The 18,010-nt window shown below is 61.3% G+C and carries 14 protein-coding genes; 10 read left to right on the top strand and 4 right to left on the bottom strand.

Features of this window, described 5'->3' with window-relative positions:
• Window positions 1-10 precede the first annotated feature (10 nt).
• Window positions 11-1,237, top strand: coding sequence for an alkane 1-monooxygenase (locus AS9A_RS10265; protein ID WP_013806919.1), 1,227 nt, complete (start codon window positions 11-13; stop codon window positions 1,235-1,237).
• Here the strand turns inward: AS9A_RS10265 and AS9A_RS10260 are convergent.
• Window positions 1,234-2,070 (bottom strand): 2-oxo acid dehydrogenase subunit E2, encoded by an 837-nt coding sequence (locus AS9A_RS10260; RefSeq protein WP_013806918.1) that lies wholly within the window; start codon window positions 2,068-2,070, stop codon window positions 1,234-1,236. The genes AS9A_RS10265 and AS9A_RS10260 overlap by 4 nt on opposite strands.
• Window positions 2,071-2,304: 234 nt before the next feature.
• Between AS9A_RS10260 and AS9A_RS10255 the strand changes: the two genes are divergently transcribed.
• The 4 genes from AS9A_RS10255 (at window position 2,305) to AS9A_RS10240 (ending at window position 9,803) form a co-directional block, all read left to right on the top strand.
• The gene (locus AS9A_RS10255) at window positions 2,305-3,288 is read left to right on the top strand and encodes an Acg family FMN-binding oxidoreductase (protein WP_013806917.1); all 984 of its coding nucleotides are present in this window, start codon (window positions 2,305-2,307) and stop codon (window positions 3,286-3,288) included.
• 11 nt (window positions 3,289-3,299) lie between these two features.
• Window positions 3,300-5,606 (top strand): phosphoenolpyruvate synthase, encoded by a 2,307-nt coding sequence (gene ppsA / locus AS9A_RS10250; RefSeq protein ID WP_013806916.1) that lies wholly within the window; start codon window positions 3,300-3,302, stop codon window positions 5,604-5,606.
• A gap of 11 nt (window positions 5,607-5,617) precedes the next feature.
• On the top strand, window positions 5,618-8,011 hold the full coding sequence (locus AS9A_RS10245) for a glycoside hydrolase family 65 protein (protein WP_013806915.1): 2,394 nt from the start codon (window positions 5,618-5,620) through the stop codon (window positions 8,009-8,011).
• A gap of 67 nt (window positions 8,012-8,078) precedes the next feature.
• The gene (locus tag AS9A_RS10240) at window positions 8,079-9,803 is read left to right on the top strand and encodes a sensor histidine kinase (RefSeq protein ID WP_013806914.1); all 1,725 of its coding nucleotides are present in this window, start codon (window positions 8,079-8,081) and stop codon (window positions 9,801-9,803) included.
• A 4-nt stretch (window positions 9,804-9,807) separates the two neighbouring features.
• Here the strand turns inward: AS9A_RS10240 and AS9A_RS10235 are convergent, their stop codons facing one another.
• Both AS9A_RS10235 and AS9A_RS10230 read right to left on the bottom strand, forming a co-directional pair.
• Window positions 9,808-10,626 (bottom strand): alpha/beta fold hydrolase, encoded by an 819-nt coding sequence (locus AS9A_RS10235; protein ID WP_013806913.1) that lies wholly within the window; start codon window positions 10,624-10,626, stop codon window positions 9,808-9,810.
• Window positions 10,627-10,836: 210 nt separating this feature from the next.
• Window positions 10,837-11,853, bottom strand: a complete 1,017-nt coding sequence (locus AS9A_RS10230; protein WP_041451785.1) for a zinc-binding alcohol dehydrogenase family protein — start codon at window positions 11,851-11,853, stop codon at window positions 10,837-10,839.
• Window positions 11,854-12,083: 230 nt separating this feature from the next.
• On the opposite strand from AS9A_RS10230, the gene AS9A_RS10225 reads away from it, so the two are divergent.
• Both AS9A_RS10225 and AS9A_RS24595 read left to right on the top strand, forming a co-directional pair.
• Window positions 12,084-13,355 carry an alkane 1-monooxygenase gene (locus tag AS9A_RS10225; protein WP_049793883.1) on the top strand — a complete coding sequence of 424 codons (1,272 nt, stop codon included), beginning with the start codon at window positions 12,084-12,086 and terminating at the stop codon, window positions 13,353-13,355.
• 253 nt (window positions 13,356-13,608) lie between these two features.
• On the top strand, window positions 13,609-13,944 hold the full coding sequence (locus AS9A_RS24595; RefSeq protein WP_083826516.1) for a hypothetical protein: 336 nt from the start codon (window positions 13,609-13,611) through the stop codon (window positions 13,942-13,944).
• Here the strand turns inward: AS9A_RS24595 and AS9A_RS10220 are convergent.
• A complete protein-coding gene (locus AS9A_RS10220; RefSeq protein WP_041451014.1) occupies window positions 13,910-14,479 on the bottom strand; it encodes an HhH-GPD-type base excision DNA repair protein in 570 nt (189 codons plus the stop codon). The two genes, AS9A_RS24595 and AS9A_RS10220, sit on opposite strands and share 35 nt — an antisense overlap.
• Before the next feature lie 171 nt (window positions 14,480-14,650).
• Between AS9A_RS10220 and AS9A_RS22690 the strand changes: the two genes are divergently transcribed.
• The 3 genes from AS9A_RS22690 to egtB are packed head-to-tail and all read left to right on the top strand — an operon-like array spanning window position 14,651 to window position 18,008.
• Window positions 14,651-15,400: a hypothetical protein gene (locus tag AS9A_RS22690; protein ID WP_013806909.1), complete on the top strand. Its 750-nt coding sequence runs from the start codon at window positions 14,651-14,653 to the stop codon at window positions 15,398-15,400.
• A 44-nt stretch (window positions 15,401-15,444) separates the two neighbouring features.
• Window positions 15,445-16,698, top strand: a complete 1,254-nt coding sequence (locus AS9A_RS10210) for a glutamate-cysteine ligase family protein (RefSeq protein WP_237707949.1) — start codon at window positions 15,445-15,447, stop codon at window positions 16,696-16,698.
• Window positions 16,695-18,008, top strand: coding sequence for an ergothioneine biosynthesis protein EgtB (egtB, locus tag AS9A_RS10205; protein WP_013806907.1), 1,314 nt, complete (start codon window positions 16,695-16,697; stop codon window positions 18,006-18,008). Before AS9A_RS10210 ends, egtB begins: the two co-directional genes overlap by 4 nt.
• Window positions 18,009-18,010: the final 2 nt, after the last annotated feature.

Below are 18,010 nucleotides of genomic sequence, written 5' to 3'. Positions count from 1 at the left end.
AGGGCTCACGATGACGTCGTCAGATTCGCTTCGAGAAACCCCCGTCGAGGAGTGGCACGACAAGAAGCGCTACTGGTGGATGCTCGGCTTTGTGGTACCGAGCCTGTTTTTCGTCATGCTCGGCGCCATTCGGTTGTTCAACGATGCCGGCTGGAGTGTCCCGGCACATATTGCCTGGTGGATGGGACCCATCCTGGTTTATATTCTCATCCCGATAATTGACGTCATCCTCGGGCCTGACGGCTCAAACCCTCCGGACGAATGGATGGAGCGTTTAGAGAAGGACAAGTACTACCGCTACATTTTGTACGCCTACATTCCCCTGCAGTACGTGGCATTCGTTTTCGCGTGCTACTTCCTGACCGCCGACAGTGTGAACTGGCTGGGTTATCCCGACGGACTCGCGCTAATTGACAAAATCGGGCTTACGGCGAGCATTGGGATGATCGGCGGTATCGGTATCAATACTGCGCACGAACTCGGGCACAAAAAAGAGCATATCGAACGCTGGTTGTCAAAGATCACGCTGGCACAGTCGTTCTATGGTCATTTTTATGTAGAGCACAACCGTGGCCATCACGTCCGAGTCGCCACCCCCGAAGACCCCGCGAGTTCACGGCTCGGTGAGAGCTTCTGGGCCTTCTGGCCGCGTACCGTCTGGGGCAGCGTCAGGTCCGCGTGGCACCTCGAGAAACAGCGCCTTGCCCGCGGTGGACACAGCCCATGGACGATCAAAAATGACGTCCTCAACGCATGGCTGATGTCGATAGTCCTCTACGCCGCGGTCATCGCAATCTTTGGTTTCTCACTCCTCCCCTGGCTGATCGTCCAAGCCGTCATCGCGTTCTCCCTGCTCGAGGTTGTCAACTACCTCGAGCACTATGGGCTGCTTCGGGAGAAGACACAAAGCGGCAGGTACGAACGGTGCAGCCCGCGACACTCCTGGAATAGTGACCACATCTGCACGAACGTCTTCCTCTACCACCTGCAACGCCACAGCGACCACCACGCATACCCAACGCGGCGCTACCAGATCCTGCGGAGCTGGGACGGTGCGCCAAGCCTTCCCGGCGGCTATGCGAGCATGATCGTCCTCGCATACTTCCCGCCCATCTGGCGACGCGTAATGGACAAACGCGTGCTCGCGCACTACGACGGTGACGTCACCAAAGCAAACATCCAGCCCAGCAAGCGGGACAAGATTCTGGCAAAGTACGGCGCGAGCACAGACAGTTAAAGCTGTCGCCCATGGTCCAGTTCCTCTGGGCGGGAGCAGTAGTCACGGACCGCTGCGGCCAGCCGGGACGCATGGCTCCCATCTGCATAGCGATGGTCGAAGGTCGCGGTCACAGTAAGCATGGGGCGCACCACGACCTCGCCGCCCACCGCTACCGGACGGTCCGTCACAGCTCCGACGAGCACCAGCAAGGGAACCTTGTAGTACGGCGCCAGCGGAGAAAAAGCCCGGCCCACCCCCCACATGCCGACGGAAGTGACCATCGCGGATCCAAATGCCTGCCGCTGCATCCCGAACCGCGTCAGTTTGAAATTCCGGTCGGAAGTTGCCCACGCCGCAACGCGTAAGGCGATACGCAGCACAGGCAGCGGAAGGCGCGTCATCAGCGCTTTACTTCGACCGAAATCCTCATCCACGCCGCTCCCCAGCGAACGCACACGAGCATCAAGCTCCGCGGCGACGTCAGCGACCGGGCGGGCGTCAACGTCACCCACCTTCACGCCAGTCAACTCCTCGCCATTCTCCGTGGCAACGATGAAGAAGATGTCGACGCTCTCACGCGGGTACGCCCGGCGACGAGTGATCCTCACATTGAGTTCGGGGACGCACGCCAGCCCATATGCGAGGGCCTTGCCAACCAAATGGGTGAGCGTGACATGCGCGCCGGTACGGGCGCGTTCTGCCTGCAGAAACGCCACGAGCGCCGCCGCATCGATCTCTAGTTCACCAAAGAACTGCGGGTCCTTCGGCGGCCCCCAGGAAGCTCCTGCGAGCTTCCGCCAGCCACGGAGCTTGCGGCCATTGGTTCTTCGAAAGACACGGTCAGGCACCATGCAGCGTCCTCTCCCTCGCCCCGCGGTTAACACCCATCATGGCGCGTAAAGGTGAATTCACACCGGTTTCGAAGTTTTCGAAGAGGGCGAGGTCTCTGTCGCAAGAGTCCCAGCCCCCGGCCCGGTCGTTAGAGTCGAAGGTCCCTCCGCCTGGGAACGTTTGGCTCTACCCGCGTCACCCGCGCACCGGAAGCATTGGCAGGCATCACCACATCAAGTTGAGGGAGCCTCGTGATGGACCGTCAGATGCCCGACGCGGACACGATCAGATCCGCAGTTTCACTCGCACTTCGTGCACCGTCGGTACACAACACCCAGCCGTGGTTGTGGCGCATCGGTGACGAAAGCATCAATCTCTACGCCGACCGTTCCTTGCATCTGCGGCACACCGATCCAGACCAGCGTGACCTTGTCCTCAGTTGTGGAGCCGCGCTGCACCACATGCGCGTGGCCCTCGCAGCGCTCGGCTGGCGTTCGGAAGTGCACCGGCTGCCGAATCCGGTAGACAAGGATCACCTCGCGTCGCTCGTGCTGCACCGCCACCACCCGAACGAGAAGGATGTGGCTCTCGCCGCCGCCATCCCCCGCCGACGAACAGACCGGCGCCACTACGGTGCGTGGCCGGTGCCCCCTCAATATCTTTCTCGGCTCGCACAATGCGCCGAGGATGAGGGTGTCGTGTTCCGTGTCCTCGAATCGCGGGGCCGTTTTGCAGAACTCATCACCGACGCAGCTGCCATTCACACAACCGATAGCGCCTACCAAGCTGAGCTGGCCACCTGGAGCGGTCGGCACGGTTCCCCTGACGGTGTACCTGCGCACTCTGCACCGATCGCGGAGATCACGACCGAGGGCATTTCTGCACGCCAATTCGCTTGGCCCGCACTCGCGCCCGCACCGGGCACCGACGCAGCGAGCGACGAAGCGGAAGTTGTCATGCTGACCACGGCGTCGGACGACGTGCTGTCACGACTCCGCGCCGGTGAGGCCTCGAGCGCGGTCATGCTCGAGTCCACCGTGCTGGGGCTCGCGTCCTGCCCGATTACCGAGCCGCTCGAGGTCAGATCGACGCGTGACCAGGTCCAGAGCGACGTTCTCCACGACAGTGGTGTGCCCCAGATCGCTATCCGCGTGGGGTGGGCGCATATCAATGCGGACCCACTTCCCGCGACCCCCCGCCGTCCTGTCGACGACTTCATTCGTCCGCTGGGAAGCTGAAGGAAGGCCTTATGGAGTTTGTGCGCGCCATTCACGACGTTCGTCTCGCAGATGCCTCAGAAGCCGGTGGAAAGGGCGCAAATCTCGGTGAGCTCCAGGCAGCAGGACTCCCGGTACCCGGTGGGTTCGTCGTACTCGGGATCGGGTACGCGATTTCGATGGACCGCGGTGGAGTTGCGGGAGAGATCTCCGCGCTCCACCGTGAGGCGCTGTCACGTGCAGGCGACAGCGCTCAGCTCGACGAACTCTGTGCCCGGCTCCAATCGCTGACGCACAAAGCCGCGATGGACGACGTCGTCCGCGAACAAATCTCTGCCGCGTACATCGCGCTCGGCCCCAGGGAATCCGTCGCTGTCCGTTCATCGGCGATCGGTGAGGACAGTCTGGCCACGTCGTTCGCGGGCATGAACGCCTCGTTCACTAATGTCATCGGTGCAGATGCCGTAATCAGCGCGATTCAGCGGTGCTGGGCCTCACTCTTCAGCCCCCGGGTCATCAACTATCGCGCCAGCCAGCGCATCACGTCGGATCCGGTGATGGCAGTTGTCGTTCAGAAGATGCTGAAATCCGACCGCAGCGGTGTCGCGTTCACGGCGGATCCCAGCACGGGGAACTCCAGTGTGATCATTATCGAAGCCGCATCGGGGCAGGGCGAAGTCGTCGTATCTGGGGCCGTCGAACCTGACCACTATGTGGTCAGCAAAAGCGACATGAAGGTCAAGAGCGCACATCTGGGTCATCAGACCTTCGAGATCATCGCTGGCGAAAACGGCGGAGACCGGCAAGTCCCCGTCGATCGCAGCACACGGAGAGTTCTCGATGATCGCGAGGTTGAGTCTATCGCCGGGCTGGCACGGCGTGCCGAGGACCACTACGGCTCGCCCCAGGACGTCGAATGGGTTTTTGAAGGCGGCACGCTGTGGTTTGTTCAGGCGCGCCCCATCACCACGTTAGGAAAACACGCCCTACAGCCACGTTCGGATACATCGTCTGGTCCGCTGATCACTGGCCTCGGTGCCGCGCCAGGGCGGGCTACCGGCGCGGTTCGGCTCCTCGCGATGCCAAGCGCGGGCCATCGTTTGGCCGACGGGGATATTCTCGTCGCCCCAATGACCAATCCTGACTGGATTCCTGCCATTCGCCGTGCCGCAGCAGTGATCACCGACAGCGGCGGTATGACATGCCATGCTGCGATTGTTGCGCGCGAGCTAGGCGTCCCTTGCGTGGTGGGTGCGCGCACCGCCACCTCCGTTTTGTCGGATGGCGAAATCGTCACCGTGGACGGCGCTAGCGGAGAAGTCTTCGCGGGCAGTGAGCTTGCGAGTCCCCAGGCAGCTCAATCACGCCCCGCCGGGCCCGGTCGCCCTATCAGCTTTGTGCCGACTACCGCTACCAAGATCTACGTCAACCTCGCGATGCCAGAAAAAGCGGAAGCCGTCGCAGCAGAGCCTGTAGACGGCGTGGGGTTACTACGGGCAGAGTTCATGCTGACGGAAGCACTCGGTGGCCGGCACCCTCGGGAGCTCCTCGCGAAGGGCCAGCAGGAAGAGTTCATCGCATCCATGGCAGGTGCCCTGGGCAGGATCGCAACTGCTTTCGCTCCACGCCCAGTGATTTATCGGGCCACGGATCTGCGTTCGAACGAGTTCCGCGGACTCACTGGTGGCGCACAGTATGAGCCTGTCGAGAATAATCCGATGATCGGATACCGCGGTTGCTACCGGTATATCCGCGAGCCCGAGATGTTCGAGCTGGAATTGGAGGCGATCAAACGGGTTCGCGAGCGCACGCCGAACGTCCATTTGATGATTCCATTCGTCCGGACGAAGTGGGAACTCGAGGAGTGCCTTTCGCTCATTGACGCATCTACGCTTGGCCGCGATCGGACGATGAGCCGATGGGTGATGGCAGAAGTTCCCTCCGTCGTGCACTGGCTGCCCGAATATATCGGCATGGGTATCGACGGAGTGTCTATCGGAAGCAACGATCTGACTCAGCTCATGCTTGGAATCGATCGTGACTCGGAACAGTGCGCCGAGTTGTTCGATGAAGCGGATGCAGCCGTGCTCGACGCTATCGAACGGATCGTCGTGACGGCCCGCAAACATGGGATCACCTCGTCACTATGCGGACAGGCCCCTTCATCACGTCCAGGTTTCGCGGAGCGCCTCGTCGCCATGGGCATCACGTCGATCTCTGTGAACCCGGATGCGGTAAATGGCGTTCGCACCGCGGTGGCCGCGGCTGAACAGCGCATCATGCTCGACGCCGCTCTCAATCGGGTTCAGGCTTCGGCGAGCGGTCTGCCGACGGCGTGAAGGATTCCGGCATGGTGGACACATGGCATCTTGTATTCGATCATTACGATCCAGCGAGCGAGAAGCTACGGGAGGCGCTCTGCACAGTTGGCAACGGCTATTTCGCCTGCCGGGGTGCCGCACCCGAAGTCTCCGCGAATCAAACGCACTATCCGGGTACTTACATAGCGGGTCTGTTCAATCGCCTCACCGATGTCATCGCAGGCACCACAATCAGCAACGAAAGCCTGGTGAACATCACTAACTGGCTGCCCCTCAACTTTCGTGCGGGCGAGTCCGGGCGATGGTTCGACATAGATAGGACCGACGTCCTCGAGTACCGGCAAGACCTCGATATGCAGCGTGCGGTTCTGGAGCGGATCGTCAAGGTGCGGGACGAATCAGGCCGAATCACGAAGCTCATTCAGCGCCGCTTCGTTTCCATGGACTCACCACATGTTGCTGCCCTCCAGGTCACAATACGGCCCGAAAACTGGTCGGGCTCCCTGGAGGTACGTTCAGCCCTCGATGGTGGCATCCGGAACGACCTAGTTGAGCGCTACCGTGATCTCTCGAGCGTGCATCTCTCGAGCGTGGAGACCACGTTTCTCACGCACGACTCGGTGCTAATCGAGGCCCAGACATCAGAGTCACGGATTCGGATCGCGGTAGCGTCGCGGACGCAGGTGCGCCACGATCACAACGCTGAATCAGCTGAATACCGGCCCTTCCGTACCTCAGCCGAGATCGGGCACATCATCAGCGTTCCCGTTACAGCCGGGCAGGAGGTCACGTTCGATAAAGTCGTCACGGTGTTCACCGGACGCGACAACGCCTGCGGTTCACCGAGCGTCGCGGCTGCCCGCTGGCTACCGCGGCAGGGGTCCTTTCGCGCGTTGCTCGGCAAGCACACCACCGCATGGAAGCGGCTTTGGGAGCAGTTCGGTATTGATGTCGACGGTGATGAACGAACCCAGCGCGTCATCCGGCTCCATCTCTTGCACGTACTGCAGACCCTGTCACCGCACGTGGCTGACCTCGATGTGGGCGTACCAGCTCGCGGCCTGCACGGCGAAGCGTACCGAGGCCATATTTTCTGGGACGACCTTTTTGTCTTTCCCGTGCTAAACCTTCGCTTACCCGCGTTGACCGCGGCGCTGTCGAGGTACCGATACCGTCGCCTCCCGGAGGCGCGTCACGCGGCGTTCGTTGCCGGCTACCAGGGCGCGATGTTTCCGTGGCAGTCGGGCAGCGATGGCCGGGAAGAAAGCCAAACGCTGCACTTAAATCCTCGATCAGGGCGCTGGAACGTCGACGCGAGCCAACGCGCGCATCACGTTGGTCTCGCAATCGCCTACAACGTGTGGCAGTACTACCAGGCGACCGCAGACCACGAGTTCCTCGCAGACTATGGAGCGGAAATCCTGGTCGAGATCGCGAGATTCTGGGCGTCGCGAACCGAATTCGACACCACGCGACAGCGTTTCGTGATTCGGGGTGTCATTGGGCCCGACGAGTTTCACTCGGGCTACCCCGAGGCGCCGTACGACGGAATCGACAACAACGCATACACCAATGTGCTGACCGCGTGGACCCTCCGCAAGGCTGGCGAATCACTGTCTCTGATCTCTGCGCAGTCGCGTGCCGAATTGTTCGCCGCGCTCCACATCGACGAGGGGGAAATAGCGCGATGGGACCATATTTCGCGCCGGATCTTCGTGCCATTTCACGATGGTGTGATTTGTCAGTTCGAGCGGTACGAGACGCTGCGTGAACTCGACTGGGGACAGTACCGGAGCCGACATGGCGACATTCAGCGCCTGGACCGGATTCTTGAGGCGGAGGGTGAGGACGTCAATTCCTACCAGGCATCCAAGCAAGCTGACGTACTCATGCTTTTCTACCTATTCTCGTCATCCGAACTGCTGGAAGTCTTTTCGCATCTCGGATACCAGGTCACGCCGGACATCATCCCGCGGACAATCGAGTATTACCTGCCGCGAACCTCGCACGGATCGACGCTCAGTGCTGCCGTACACGCTTGGGTACTTGCCCGATCCCGGCGATCTCACACGAAGGACTTCTACAGCGACTTGCTCGATGCCGACCTGACAGATATCCAGGGCGGTACGACGTCGGAAGGCATTCACCTCGCCGCGATGGCCGGGAGCGTGGACATACTGCAGCGCTGCTTTTCGGGGCTGGAACTTCGCGATGACCGGATAATCCTCAATCCGTGCTACCCGGAGTCTCTCGGCACTGTTCAGTTCGGGCTCCGTTATCGGGGAAGTCGACTCACTGTGCGCGCCAAAGGTACTACGGTTGAAGTGTGTTCCGCCCCCGGTCCCGGGCTTCCTGTGCGCATTGACTGCAACGGCGCCACCGCGGATCTCCCGCCTGGCTCCTGCGAGGTCTTCGCACTTTGATCACACACTGTTGCGAGAATGCCCTGACACCGACGCATGTGAGGGCGCGGGGTGACAGAATGGGTCTATGGTGCCTTCCCTCGAGACTCATGGTGAGCAGCCGGGCCAGGTCCGCGGAACCCTCTCGCAGCTCAGGTTGCGTGAACTTCTCCGCGAAACCCAGCAGCGGATTGAAGAGATGATCGACTCGAAGGACCGCACGGATGGCCTCATCGAGGCGATGCTGGTTGTCACCTCAGGACTCGACATCGATGTCACACTGCGCACCATCGTGCACAAAGCGATCGAACTCGTTGATGCCCGTTACGGTGCACTAGGTGTGCGCGGACACGATCATTCGCTAGTGCAGTTCATTTATGAGGGCATTGACGAACACACTCGCGAACTCATCGGGCCTCTTCCTGAGGGACGCGGCGTGCTTGGACTGCTCATTGACCAGCCGAAACCAATTCGCATGGATGACCTCTCGCGACATCCCTCCTCCGTGGGATTTCCGACACACCACCCGCCCATGAAAACGTTCCTCGGAGTTCCGGTACGGATTGGTGAGGAGGTATTCGGAAATCTGTACCTCACTGAGAAAAATGACGGCCAGCCCTTTACCGCTGACGATGAGGTTCTCGTCGAAGCTCTCGCTTCCGCGGCCGGTATCGCGATTGCGAATTCCCGTCTTTACGAACAAGGCCAGACCAGGCAGGCCTGGATTGAGGCGACTCGCGACGTAAGTACAGAGTTGCTCGCTGGGCACGACCCCGATGTCGTGTTCCGCAGCGTCGTCACCAAGGCGAATCAGCTCGGAGATGGTGAAATTTCGTTTCTTGCGCTGCCTGAAGACCCCGAACTGCCCTTCAACGAAGTCCACGAACTCGTCATCGTCGAAACCAGCGAGAAGGGCTCCGGTCTGCTGCGGAACCGGATCCCGCTCGGCCGCACCTCTTTCGGGGCGGCATTCATCGAGCAGAACCCGCAACGCTGTGAGCGACTCGAGTTGCAGTTTCCGGAAGTATCTCCGCAGTGTTCAGGGCCAGCTTTGCTTCTGCCCCTTCGGGCGGAGGAGTCGAACAGCGGGGTCCTTGTCATCGCCCGCAGTCCGAACAGCCCGCCGTTCACCGATGAGCAGATGGGTATGATGGTCGGCTTTGCGGACCATGCCGCCCTTGCGTTGCGGCTCGCTGATGCGCAGGCACGGGTGCGCGAATTGGACATCATCGCCGATCGCGACCGCATCGCACGTGACCTCCACGACCACGTTATTCAGCGCCTATTTGCTATCGGGCTCAGCCTCCAGGGCGCCATTCCCCGAACGCGGACCCCGGAGATCCGGCAGCGAATCTCCGATGCTACAGACGACCTGCAAACGGTGATTCAGGAAATCCGGACGGCCATCTTCGACCTTCACGGAGGCACACATGGAGCGGTCGGTCTGCGCAAGCGTCTCGATGAGGCGATCTCGCAGCTGACGCGCGACAGTTCCCTCAGGACGTCGGTACATATCGCCGGTCCGCTGTCGGTCGTGGAACCGGAACTTGCAGACCATGCCGAAGCCGTCCTGAGGGAAGCGGTCAGCAACGCGGTACGACATGCGCACGGCAAGTCGCTGACGATCAACATTGGCGTCGATAACGACCTTAAGATCGAGGTTATCGACGACGGCGTGGGCGTGCCCGCAGGAACGCCCCAAAGCGGACTGAAGAATATGCAATCCCGCGCTGACGATCTCGACGGCGATTTTTCCGTCACGAGCACCGCAGGCGGAGGGACGCGGGTCGTGTGGTCCGCGCCCCTGCCCTAAGCCATCAAGCTGCAGTAGCGTGCTGAAATTCTGTTGTAGAGGCGGCGCTGCTGCCCTCGAGAAGGACCGAAATGACGGCGTCAGGGGCGTCGTTCATTGGTACGTGGCCAGCGAACGGCATCACTACCAGACGAGCATGGGGAAAGACACCGCGCACGCGCAATGCCTGATAGACCGGAAGAACCAGATCGAGCCCACCCCATTGCACGGTAACCGGGACGGAAGGATCAATCGGGCCACTCAGAGTGAAGTCTGATTCCGCGACGCGTTCAGCCGTCACATTATTTGCAAGCGACTCCGCGTCTGCCGCAGCGTCTTCCGGGCTGATACGCCACGGTCGGCTGAAGAATGGGGCAAGTGCCGCGCTCCGCACTACCGGATTTCGCAGGACCTCGAGGCGGACTGGACTGAGTAGCCGCGAGACAAAACGCAGACTCCGGAAGGTTTCGACCGTGCGCCGCTCATCGAGCGAGTTGATCCAAAAGCCCGCAGGCGACAGCGCGGTTGCCGATGCGACGGCTCCCCGGGCGGCCAGTTCAAGTGAAAGCCAGCCGCCCAGCGAGTTACCCGCAATGTGCGCCCGCTCGCCATGCGGCGTTACTTCATCAACGAAGCCCTCCAGGATGTCAGCCATCATGTGTGCGGCATTGTCACCCTCACCGAGCTGCGGAGACAGGCCATGCCCAGGTAAGTCGACGGTGACTACCCTGCGGTGCTCGGCAAGTTTGGCGATCACCGGCGACCACGCCTGCTGCCGGTGCACAACGCCGTGCACGAGAACAAGAGTTGGGCCTTCTCCGTAGATCTGGTAAGCCAGGTCCATGTAGCTGCGTCCTCACCCTGATACCGGACCAGCCATTGCCTGCAGGCACGTCGGTGTGCCGTGCGACTTGATCCAGCACGCATGCGCCAATGCATGCGCGATTGATTCACCCTAGATTGAAACAATCAACGTTGTAAATATGGCGCGCCGAGTTCAATGTGTTGTTGCGTCCCATCGCGGCATCGAACGTGACCTACACCACTCGAATTGTTATGGGACGAGGACCGCGGCTCCGCTGAATCGGCCCGCAGCGAGGTCACGAAGCGCCTGGTCCGCCGACTCAAGCGCGTACTCGTGACTCGTGACCGACAACGAATGCCTGCCAGCGAAGTCAAGAAACTCCTGCGCCTGCGCGCGCGTATTCGACGTGACGCTTCGAATCTGACGCTCACGGAACAGATGACGCTGATAGTTCAGAGGCGGAATATCTGTAAGGTGAATCCCCGCAAGCGCGAGCGTGCCGCCCGCATCCAGCGCCTCGAGTGCGGGAAGTACGAGTTCACCGACGGGGGCGAAGAGGATCGCTGAATCGAGCGGCTCCGGAGGACGTTCTGCTGCACCTTGGGCGGAGGCTGCACCGAGTTCACGAGCGAGTGACCGCGCATGGTCACCACGCGTCATCACATGCACTCGGGCGCCCTGCGCGATCGCGACCTGGGCAGTCAAATGTGCACTGCCGCCGAAACCATATATACCCAGTGTGCCGCCTTTTGGAACCTCCGCGCGGAGCAAAGCGTGGTAACCAATGATTCCTGCGCAGAGCAACGGGGCGAGTTCAGCATCCGAATAGCCCGCAGGGAGAGTCAGTGCGTACTTAGCGGGCACCGTCGCATAGTCGGCATAGCCACCGTCCGCATCCCAGCCTGTGTAGCGTGAACTCAAGCACAGGTTCTCGGCGCCGCGGCGGCAGTAACGGCACACACCGCATGTATGCCGCAGCCACGCAACACCGACGCGATCTCCTGCCGAGAAGCCTCCTCGTACTCCAGCACCGGAAGCGACGATTTCGCCTACGACTTCGTGTCCGGGCGTGACGTGCGGGTGGTGCACGGGCAGGTCACCTTCGACAACGTGCAGATCAGTGCGGCAGACTCCACACGCCGCTACGCGCACGAGTAGCTCGTCGTCCGCCGGTTCTGGTACCTCCTCGGTCACCATAGTCAGCGGTGCCCGCGCATCTGGGGCAAGCCCGACTGGGCCCGGCACCGTCACCCGCCATGCGCGCATTCGCTTCACCTCACCGTCCATTATCGTCGTTTAGGCTCACCCTCCCCGGATCTCCGTCAACTTTTTGATCCACTTCCGCGCGAGAGTCGACACCGGCGCGTAAAAGCCCAGAGTCTTGACGATTAAGGGCTACGGGCAATATTCGTGGACAAAATTGCCGTGTTGTGATGCGTGCTGACGCTTCACCAACTATCGTCAGCGTCGTATACATGGCATGCTGGCGTGTCAGCATGCCACCGTCTTCACTGGAGAGGACAACGGTGTCGTCAACAGAAGTACAGTCAGGCGCTCCAGTTACCGAGTGGCGCGACAAGAAACGCTACTGGTGGCTGCTAGGCATGTTTGTGCCCGCGATCATGCTTGTGGTGATTGGCCTGGTGCGGGTGTTCAACGACCTCGGTCTCACACCTGTTGGGCAGGTTCTATTCTGGGGTGGGCCGATTCTGGTTTACATCATCATCCCGACGATTGACCTGATCCTAGGGCCGGATGGATCAAATCCGCCGGATGAGTGGATGGACCGGCTGGAGAATGACAAGTACTACCGCTACATTCTCTACGCCTACATCCCACTGCAATACATAACTTTCTTCCTTGCCTGCTACTTGATCACTGCGAATGATCTGAGTTGGCTCGGGTTCCCCGAAGGTCTCGCTCTGGTCGATAAGATCGGCCTCGCCGTGAGCATCTCGTTCGTCGGCGGTATCGGGATCAACACCGCACACGAACTGGGCCACAAGAAGGAGAACCTCGAACGCTGGCTCTCGAAGATCACGCTTGCTCAGACGTTCTACGGCCACTTCTATGTGGAGCACAATCGTGGCCATCACGTCCGGGTCGCCACACCGGAGGATCCTGCCAGCTCGCGTCTCGGTGAGACGTTCTGGGCATTCTGGCCGCGTACCGTCTGGGGCAGCCTCACATCCGCCTGGCACCTGGAGAAGCAGCGCTTCCAGCGTATGGGCAAGTCGCATTGGACCATCAAGAACGACGTGCTCAACGCATGGCTGATGTCGGTCGCGCTCTTCGGAGTTGTCCTCGCACTCTTCGGCTGGGAGCTCTTGCCATACCTCGTATTGCAGGCAGTTCTTGGTTTCTCACTGCTGGAGGTCGTCAACTACCTCGAGCACTACGGTCTGCGCCGCCAGAAGCTGCCGAGCGGGCGATACGAACGCTGCACACCGCAGCACTCCTGGAACAGCGACCACATGTGCACGAACGTGTTTCTGTACCATCTGCAGCGTCACAGCGACCACCACGCCTATCCGACGCGGCGCTACCAGATCCTGCGGAGCTGGGACGGTGCACCGAACCTGCCCAGCGGGTATGCCAGTATGATCGTCCTTGCATACTTCCCGCCCATCTGGCGGCGCGTAATGGACAAGCGAGTTCTCGCCCATTACGACGGCGACATCACCAAAGCGAACATCCAGCCGAGCAAGCGGGAAAAGTACCTGACCAGGTACGGCGCACCTGCGACTGAGGCTGGAGCGACAACCTAATATTTCGGAATGTCAGTGCGGTCCCGGGCCTTCAAGGCTCGGGACCGTGTTGCGTTTTCGGACTGCTGGCGCCAGCGAAAGCCCCTATCCGTTCGCCCACCTCTGAGCGACATTTGACGCGTTGCGCGTTGACTCCTGCTTCAAGCAGCCACGAACGTCGCCTTGGTTGTCGCTCAGAGGTGGGCCAGCAGTAATCGGCTCTGAGTCCCGGCTCGCCGACGCACCAAAACGTGTCAGACCCCGGTGCAAGACTATGGCCGTGACAAGCAACAACCTACGAATAGTCGGCGGAATCGAACTGCGATATGTGCTGACGTGGACCCTGCTGAGATTCGGGCAAATGACGGTGAGCGAGCTAGCGAAGTCACTGCATTTCCAGGGATTCACGACGCGCGGACGAACCTCGAAGAGTATTTCGGATGCGCTCAGGTGGGAGGTCGGCAAGGGCAGGGTGCGCCGAAGGGGTCGCGGGCTTTACGGACCGGGCAGCATGCCGCGCCAAACAGAGTCCCGCATCCGTGCTCGGGTCCGCGGGATGAGGGAAAGGACGCCAGCTACTTCTTCTTCGCTGCTTTCATCTGCCGCTTGAAGTCGCGCACCTCCTGGAGCGTCTGGTCATCCACGACATCCGCGATCGACCGCCGCGCACCGTCCTGCCCATAATCTCCCGCCGCCTCGCGCCATCCCGTGGCGTCGATCTTCAGCTGCTTTCCGAGCAGCGCGAGGAAGATCCGGGCCTTCTGGTCGCCGTAACCGGGGAGTGTCTTGAGCCGTTTGAGGATCTCGCGGCCATCTGGGCTGCCCTGGGTCCAGACCGCATCCGCCTTCCCGTCATAATTCTCTTCCAGGTGCTGGCACAGCGCCTGAATTCGCTTCGCCATCGCACCCGGGAATCGATGCACCGCCGGGGGCTGCGCGCACAGCGCCGCGAATTCGTCCGGATCCATCGCGGTTATTGTCGCCGCATCGAACGTCGCCAGTCGTTCAGCTAGCTTCTTCGGGCCCGCGAAAGCCGTCTCCATAGGGATCTGCTGGTCAAGCAGCATCCCTATGAGAAGCGCGAGGGGGTCAGAGGACAACAACGCGTCAGCGTCGGCATTTCCCACTAATCTGAGCTGCACCATAAAAATAGTGTGACATGACGACGGAACACGACCCGCCAATCCCCTCCCGCATCAGTCTCATTTCGCGAAGAACACGTTTTGGCAAATACGCGTTGCGCCGCTTTCTGTTGTGCCGCTGAGTTTCTAGTGTCGGCGGTGTTCCCTGAAGTCGCCCCAATACAGAGGTGGGTCATGCACCGTCACATTTGGTCTCGCCGCATCGTCGCAACAGTCGGTTCCGCTGGAGTGGTCCTTGCACTTGGCGGCGCAACCGCCGCAGCTGAGCCGGAACCGGGCCCCGTCCTCGGCACTGAGATTCCCGCCGGAACTTTCGACGCCGCAGTAGAGCCAGCGCAAGCCGATGTCACAGATCAAGAAGAGGCCGTCGGCACAGTCGATGCGCTTGACGAGGCTCCGGAAACCGCCGAAGCCACCGAGGACGAAGCTGAGGCGCTTCAGGACCAGACCTCCGATGAAGAATCCACGCCGCCCGCAACGGACTGGCTCAACGCGACACTAACTGTGCCCGCGATCAACGGCTGCCCAGATGAGGCAACCGTGACATTTGAGGACGGAAAAGCCGAAACCGATACGCAGGTCTACCGGTTCGCCTTCGACGGAGTCATCAAGTATGGCGACGTCACCGGAGACGGCAACGATGAGGCGCTCGTTCTTCTCGACTGCGGCCCGCGCGACGCGCACTACACCGGCGCTCTCGTGGCCTTCAGTGAAGGGGATGAGGGAATCGAGCCGGTCGGCGTTGTCGTAAATCCCGCAACATGGACCGAGCGCCCAATCGATTTCACGGTATGGCATGGGGACGTCGCAGTGGCGATGATTGATATTGACCTCCCCGCCGTCGCTGAAGAAGCAGGCCAGGTTTCAACAGAGTATTACCGCTGGTCAGCTGACACGGAATCATTCGAGCGGATCGACAACTGAGATTACGGGCGAAGATCACGTCACACCGGTAACGTTGTGGCGTGATGCACCCCGGTGTTGTTAACTCCTGGATTCGTTCACCTGACGAAGCGATCCGCCTCATCAGCGAGCACACAATCACGCCTGCAGCGGACTTCACTGTCGGCGCTGAACTCGAATGGCTTGTGGTTCGTAACTCGCTTCCAGCCCATCGTGTTTCCGTCGGAGAAATCTCCCGTGCACTCGGCGTCTACGCGCCCAACGGCAACGGACGTTCCGCTCCGTTTCCCTGCGGGTCCACGTTAACCCTCGAACCAGGCGGGCAGGTTGAACTGTCGAGCGCACCAGCACCGTCTGCGTCCGCGGTTATCGACGCGCTCACCACCGATTCAACGGTGCTGCGGGCATGTCTCGCGCATGAGTCGCTCGAACTCGTCAGCGCCGCCGCCGACACCGTCCGAGCCCCGCGGCGGATTCTCGATGCACCGCGCTACCGGGCTATGGAGAGAGCGTTCGATCGCCACGGCCCTGCAGGCCGCGTGATGATGACGAACACGGCAGCAGCGCAAGTGTGTGTTTCCGCCGGGACGTCAATGGAGGACGCAGCACAGCGGTGGTCGATGCTGAACGAAGCTGGACCTGCGCTCCTTGCAGCGTTCGCGTCGTCTCCCCGAGTCGCTGGGGGGATGCCCGGCCGCTGGGAGTCGCAACGCATGCGGTCCTGGTTCGCGCTCGATCCGCAACGAACCGCCCTGCCCGCCGGATGCGGTGCCACGGACGAATATGCCCGCTGGGCGCTGACGGTGCCGCTGATGTGTGTACGCCGCAATGGCGACTGCTGGGATGCACCTCCCGGCCTCACACTCGGGGACTGGATCGATACGGGCGGGAACTCCAACGAGCTGGGTATGCTCCCCACCCTGTATCCCACTGCTGACGATGTGCTCTACCACCTCAGCACGCTCTTCCCCCCTGTTCGTCCTCGCGGCTACTTTGAGGTTCGCTACCTCGATCAACAACCGGGCAGTCAATGGCGGGCCGCAGTCGCTGTAGTGAGCACGCTTGCCCAGTCTGCATCCACCGTCAGCGCATGCCGTGAAATTGTCGCTGGAACCTCGCACCTATGGCATGAGGCAGCCCGGTTCGGTATGCGGCACCCGGAGCTCCGCTCGACCGCCGAGGAACTCCTCACCCTTGCGGCCAGTTGCGCGGCGACCCCCGTCCTCTCTGACCTCATCTCGGAATACCACGGCTACAAACAGCGGCTCTCTATGGCGACCGCGCCGACGGTACGCACGCCGCAACGAGGAGAACTATGACCACAGAAGAATTGCGCACCGATATCGCGATGGTCCTCGACCGTGCGCGTACGCGAACGAGTCTGCTCACCGAGGCTGTGAGTGACGATGAACTCTGTGCGCAGCACTCTCCGTTGATGAGCCCGCTCGTATGGGATCTCGCCCATATCGGCAACCAGGAAGAGCTGTGGCTCGTGCGTGACCTCGGAGGGCGGGAACCGGTCCGGAAAGACATTGACGAACTCTACGACGCATTCCAGCATCCCCGGGCAAGCCGGACCCAATTGCCTCTGCTCAGCCCCTCAGAAGCTCGCGGATACGTGAAGTCGGTGCGCGACAAAGTTCTCGATGTCCTCGACCGGACGCCGCTGTATGGCACACCGTTGAGTGATCATGGCTTCGCTTTCGCGATGATCGCCCAGCATGAACAGCAGCATGACGAAACGATGCTCGCCACCCATCAGCTTCGGCGCGGCAGTGCAGCACTCCATGCTGCTCCGCCGCCACCCAAATCGGCAGCGGTGGGCGGTGAGGCAGTTGTCCCTGCCGGCCCGTTCGAAATGGGCACTAGCAGTGATCCGTGGGCGCTGGACAATGAACGCCCCGCACATAGGGTTCATGTCGATGCGTTCGCGATCGCGCGCGCACCGGTCACCAACGGCGAGTACATCGAGTTCATCGGGGACGGCGGCTACTCCCGCCCCGCATTGTGGTCCGAGGCGGGATGGGCACACCGCAAGGCGAGCGACCTGACAGCGCCGCTTTTCTGGCGGCAAGATAGCGCCGGCGTCTGGTGGCGGCGCCGCTTCGGTCTCGTCGAGAAGGTTCAGTTCGATGAACCGGTGGTGCACGTGTCGTTCCATGAGGCTGAGGCATTCGCACGGTGGGCAGGCAAGAGGCTGCCCACAGAGGCGGAATGGGAGAAGGCGGCCCGCTGGGACCCCGCAACTGGCCGTTCTCGCCGTTACCCGTGGGGCGACGAAGCACCGTCTGCGGAACGCGCGAACCTCGGACAGCGGCACCTCCAGCCCGCAGCCGTCGGCGCTTATCCCGCCGGTGCGTCCCCACTTGGCGTCCACCAGTTGATCGGGGATGTGTGGGAATGGACCTCCACCCCATTTCGCGGATACCCAGGTTTCCGCTATTTCCCGTACGCCGAATACTCGGAAGTCTTCTTCGGCACTGACCACCGTGTTTTACGTGGCGGTTCGTTCGGCACCGATGAGGTCGCGGTCCGGGGGACTTTCCGCAACTGGGACTATCCAGTCCGGCGGCAGATTTTCGCGGGCTTCCGGCTTGCACGTGACGCGGAGCAGGGCGAGAACAGCTGACT

This window comes from Hoyosella subflava DQS3-9A1, assembly GCF_000214175.1.
In the GTDB taxonomy this organism is placed as follows: domain Bacteria; phylum Actinomycetota; class Actinomycetes; order Mycobacteriales; family Mycobacteriaceae; genus Hoyosella; species Hoyosella subflava.
This window is presented reverse-complemented; position numbering and strand designations above follow the sequence as displayed.

Coding starts and splice junctions, on each gene's coding strand:
- AS9A_RS10225 (WP_049793883.1), top strand. CDS start 12,084: ATGCCACCGTCTTCACTGGAGAGGACAACGGTGTCGTCAACAGAAGTA.
- AS9A_RS10220 (WP_041451014.1), bottom strand. CDS start 14,479: ATGGTGCAGCTCAGATTAGTGGGAAATGCCGACGCTGACGCGTTGTTG.
- AS9A_RS10255 (WP_013806917.1), top strand. CDS start 2,305: ATGGACCGTCAGATGCCCGACGCGGACACGATCAGATCCGCAGTTTCA.
- AS9A_RS10245 (WP_013806915.1), top strand. CDS start 5,618: ATGGTGGACACATGGCATCTTGTATTCGATCATTACGATCCAGCGAGC.
- egtB (WP_013806907.1), top strand. CDS start 16,695: ATGACCACAGAAGAATTGCGCACCGATATCGCGATGGTCCTCGACCGT.
- AS9A_RS24595 (WP_083826516.1), top strand. CDS start 13,609: ATGGCCGTGACAAGCAACAACCTACGAATAGTCGGCGGAATCGAACTG.
- AS9A_RS10260 (WP_013806918.1), bottom strand. CDS start 2,070: ATGGTGCCTGACCGTGTCTTTCGAAGAACCAATGGCCGCAAGCTCCGT.
- AS9A_RS10210 (WP_237707949.1), top strand. CDS start 15,445: ATGCACCCCGGTGTTGTTAACTCCTGGATTCGTTCACCTGACGAAGCG.
- AS9A_RS10265 (WP_013806919.1), top strand. CDS start 11: ATGACGTCGTCAGATTCGCTTCGAGAAACCCCCGTCGAGGAGTGGCAC.
- AS9A_RS10235 (WP_013806913.1), bottom strand. CDS start 10,626: ATGGACCTGGCTTACCAGATCTACGGAGAAGGCCCAACTCTTGTTCTC.
- AS9A_RS10230 (WP_041451785.1), bottom strand. CDS start 11,853: ATGCGCGCATGGCGGGTGACGGTGCCGGGCCCAGTCGGGCTTGCCCCA.
- AS9A_RS22690 (WP_013806909.1), top strand. CDS start 14,651: ATGCACCGTCACATTTGGTCTCGCCGCATCGTCGCAACAGTCGGTTCC.
- AS9A_RS10240 (WP_013806914.1), top strand. CDS start 8,079: ATGGTGCCTTCCCTCGAGACTCATGGTGAGCAGCCGGGCCAGGTCCGC.
- ppsA (WP_013806916.1), top strand. CDS start 3,300: ATGGAGTTTGTGCGCGCCATTCACGACGTTCGTCTCGCAGATGCCTCA.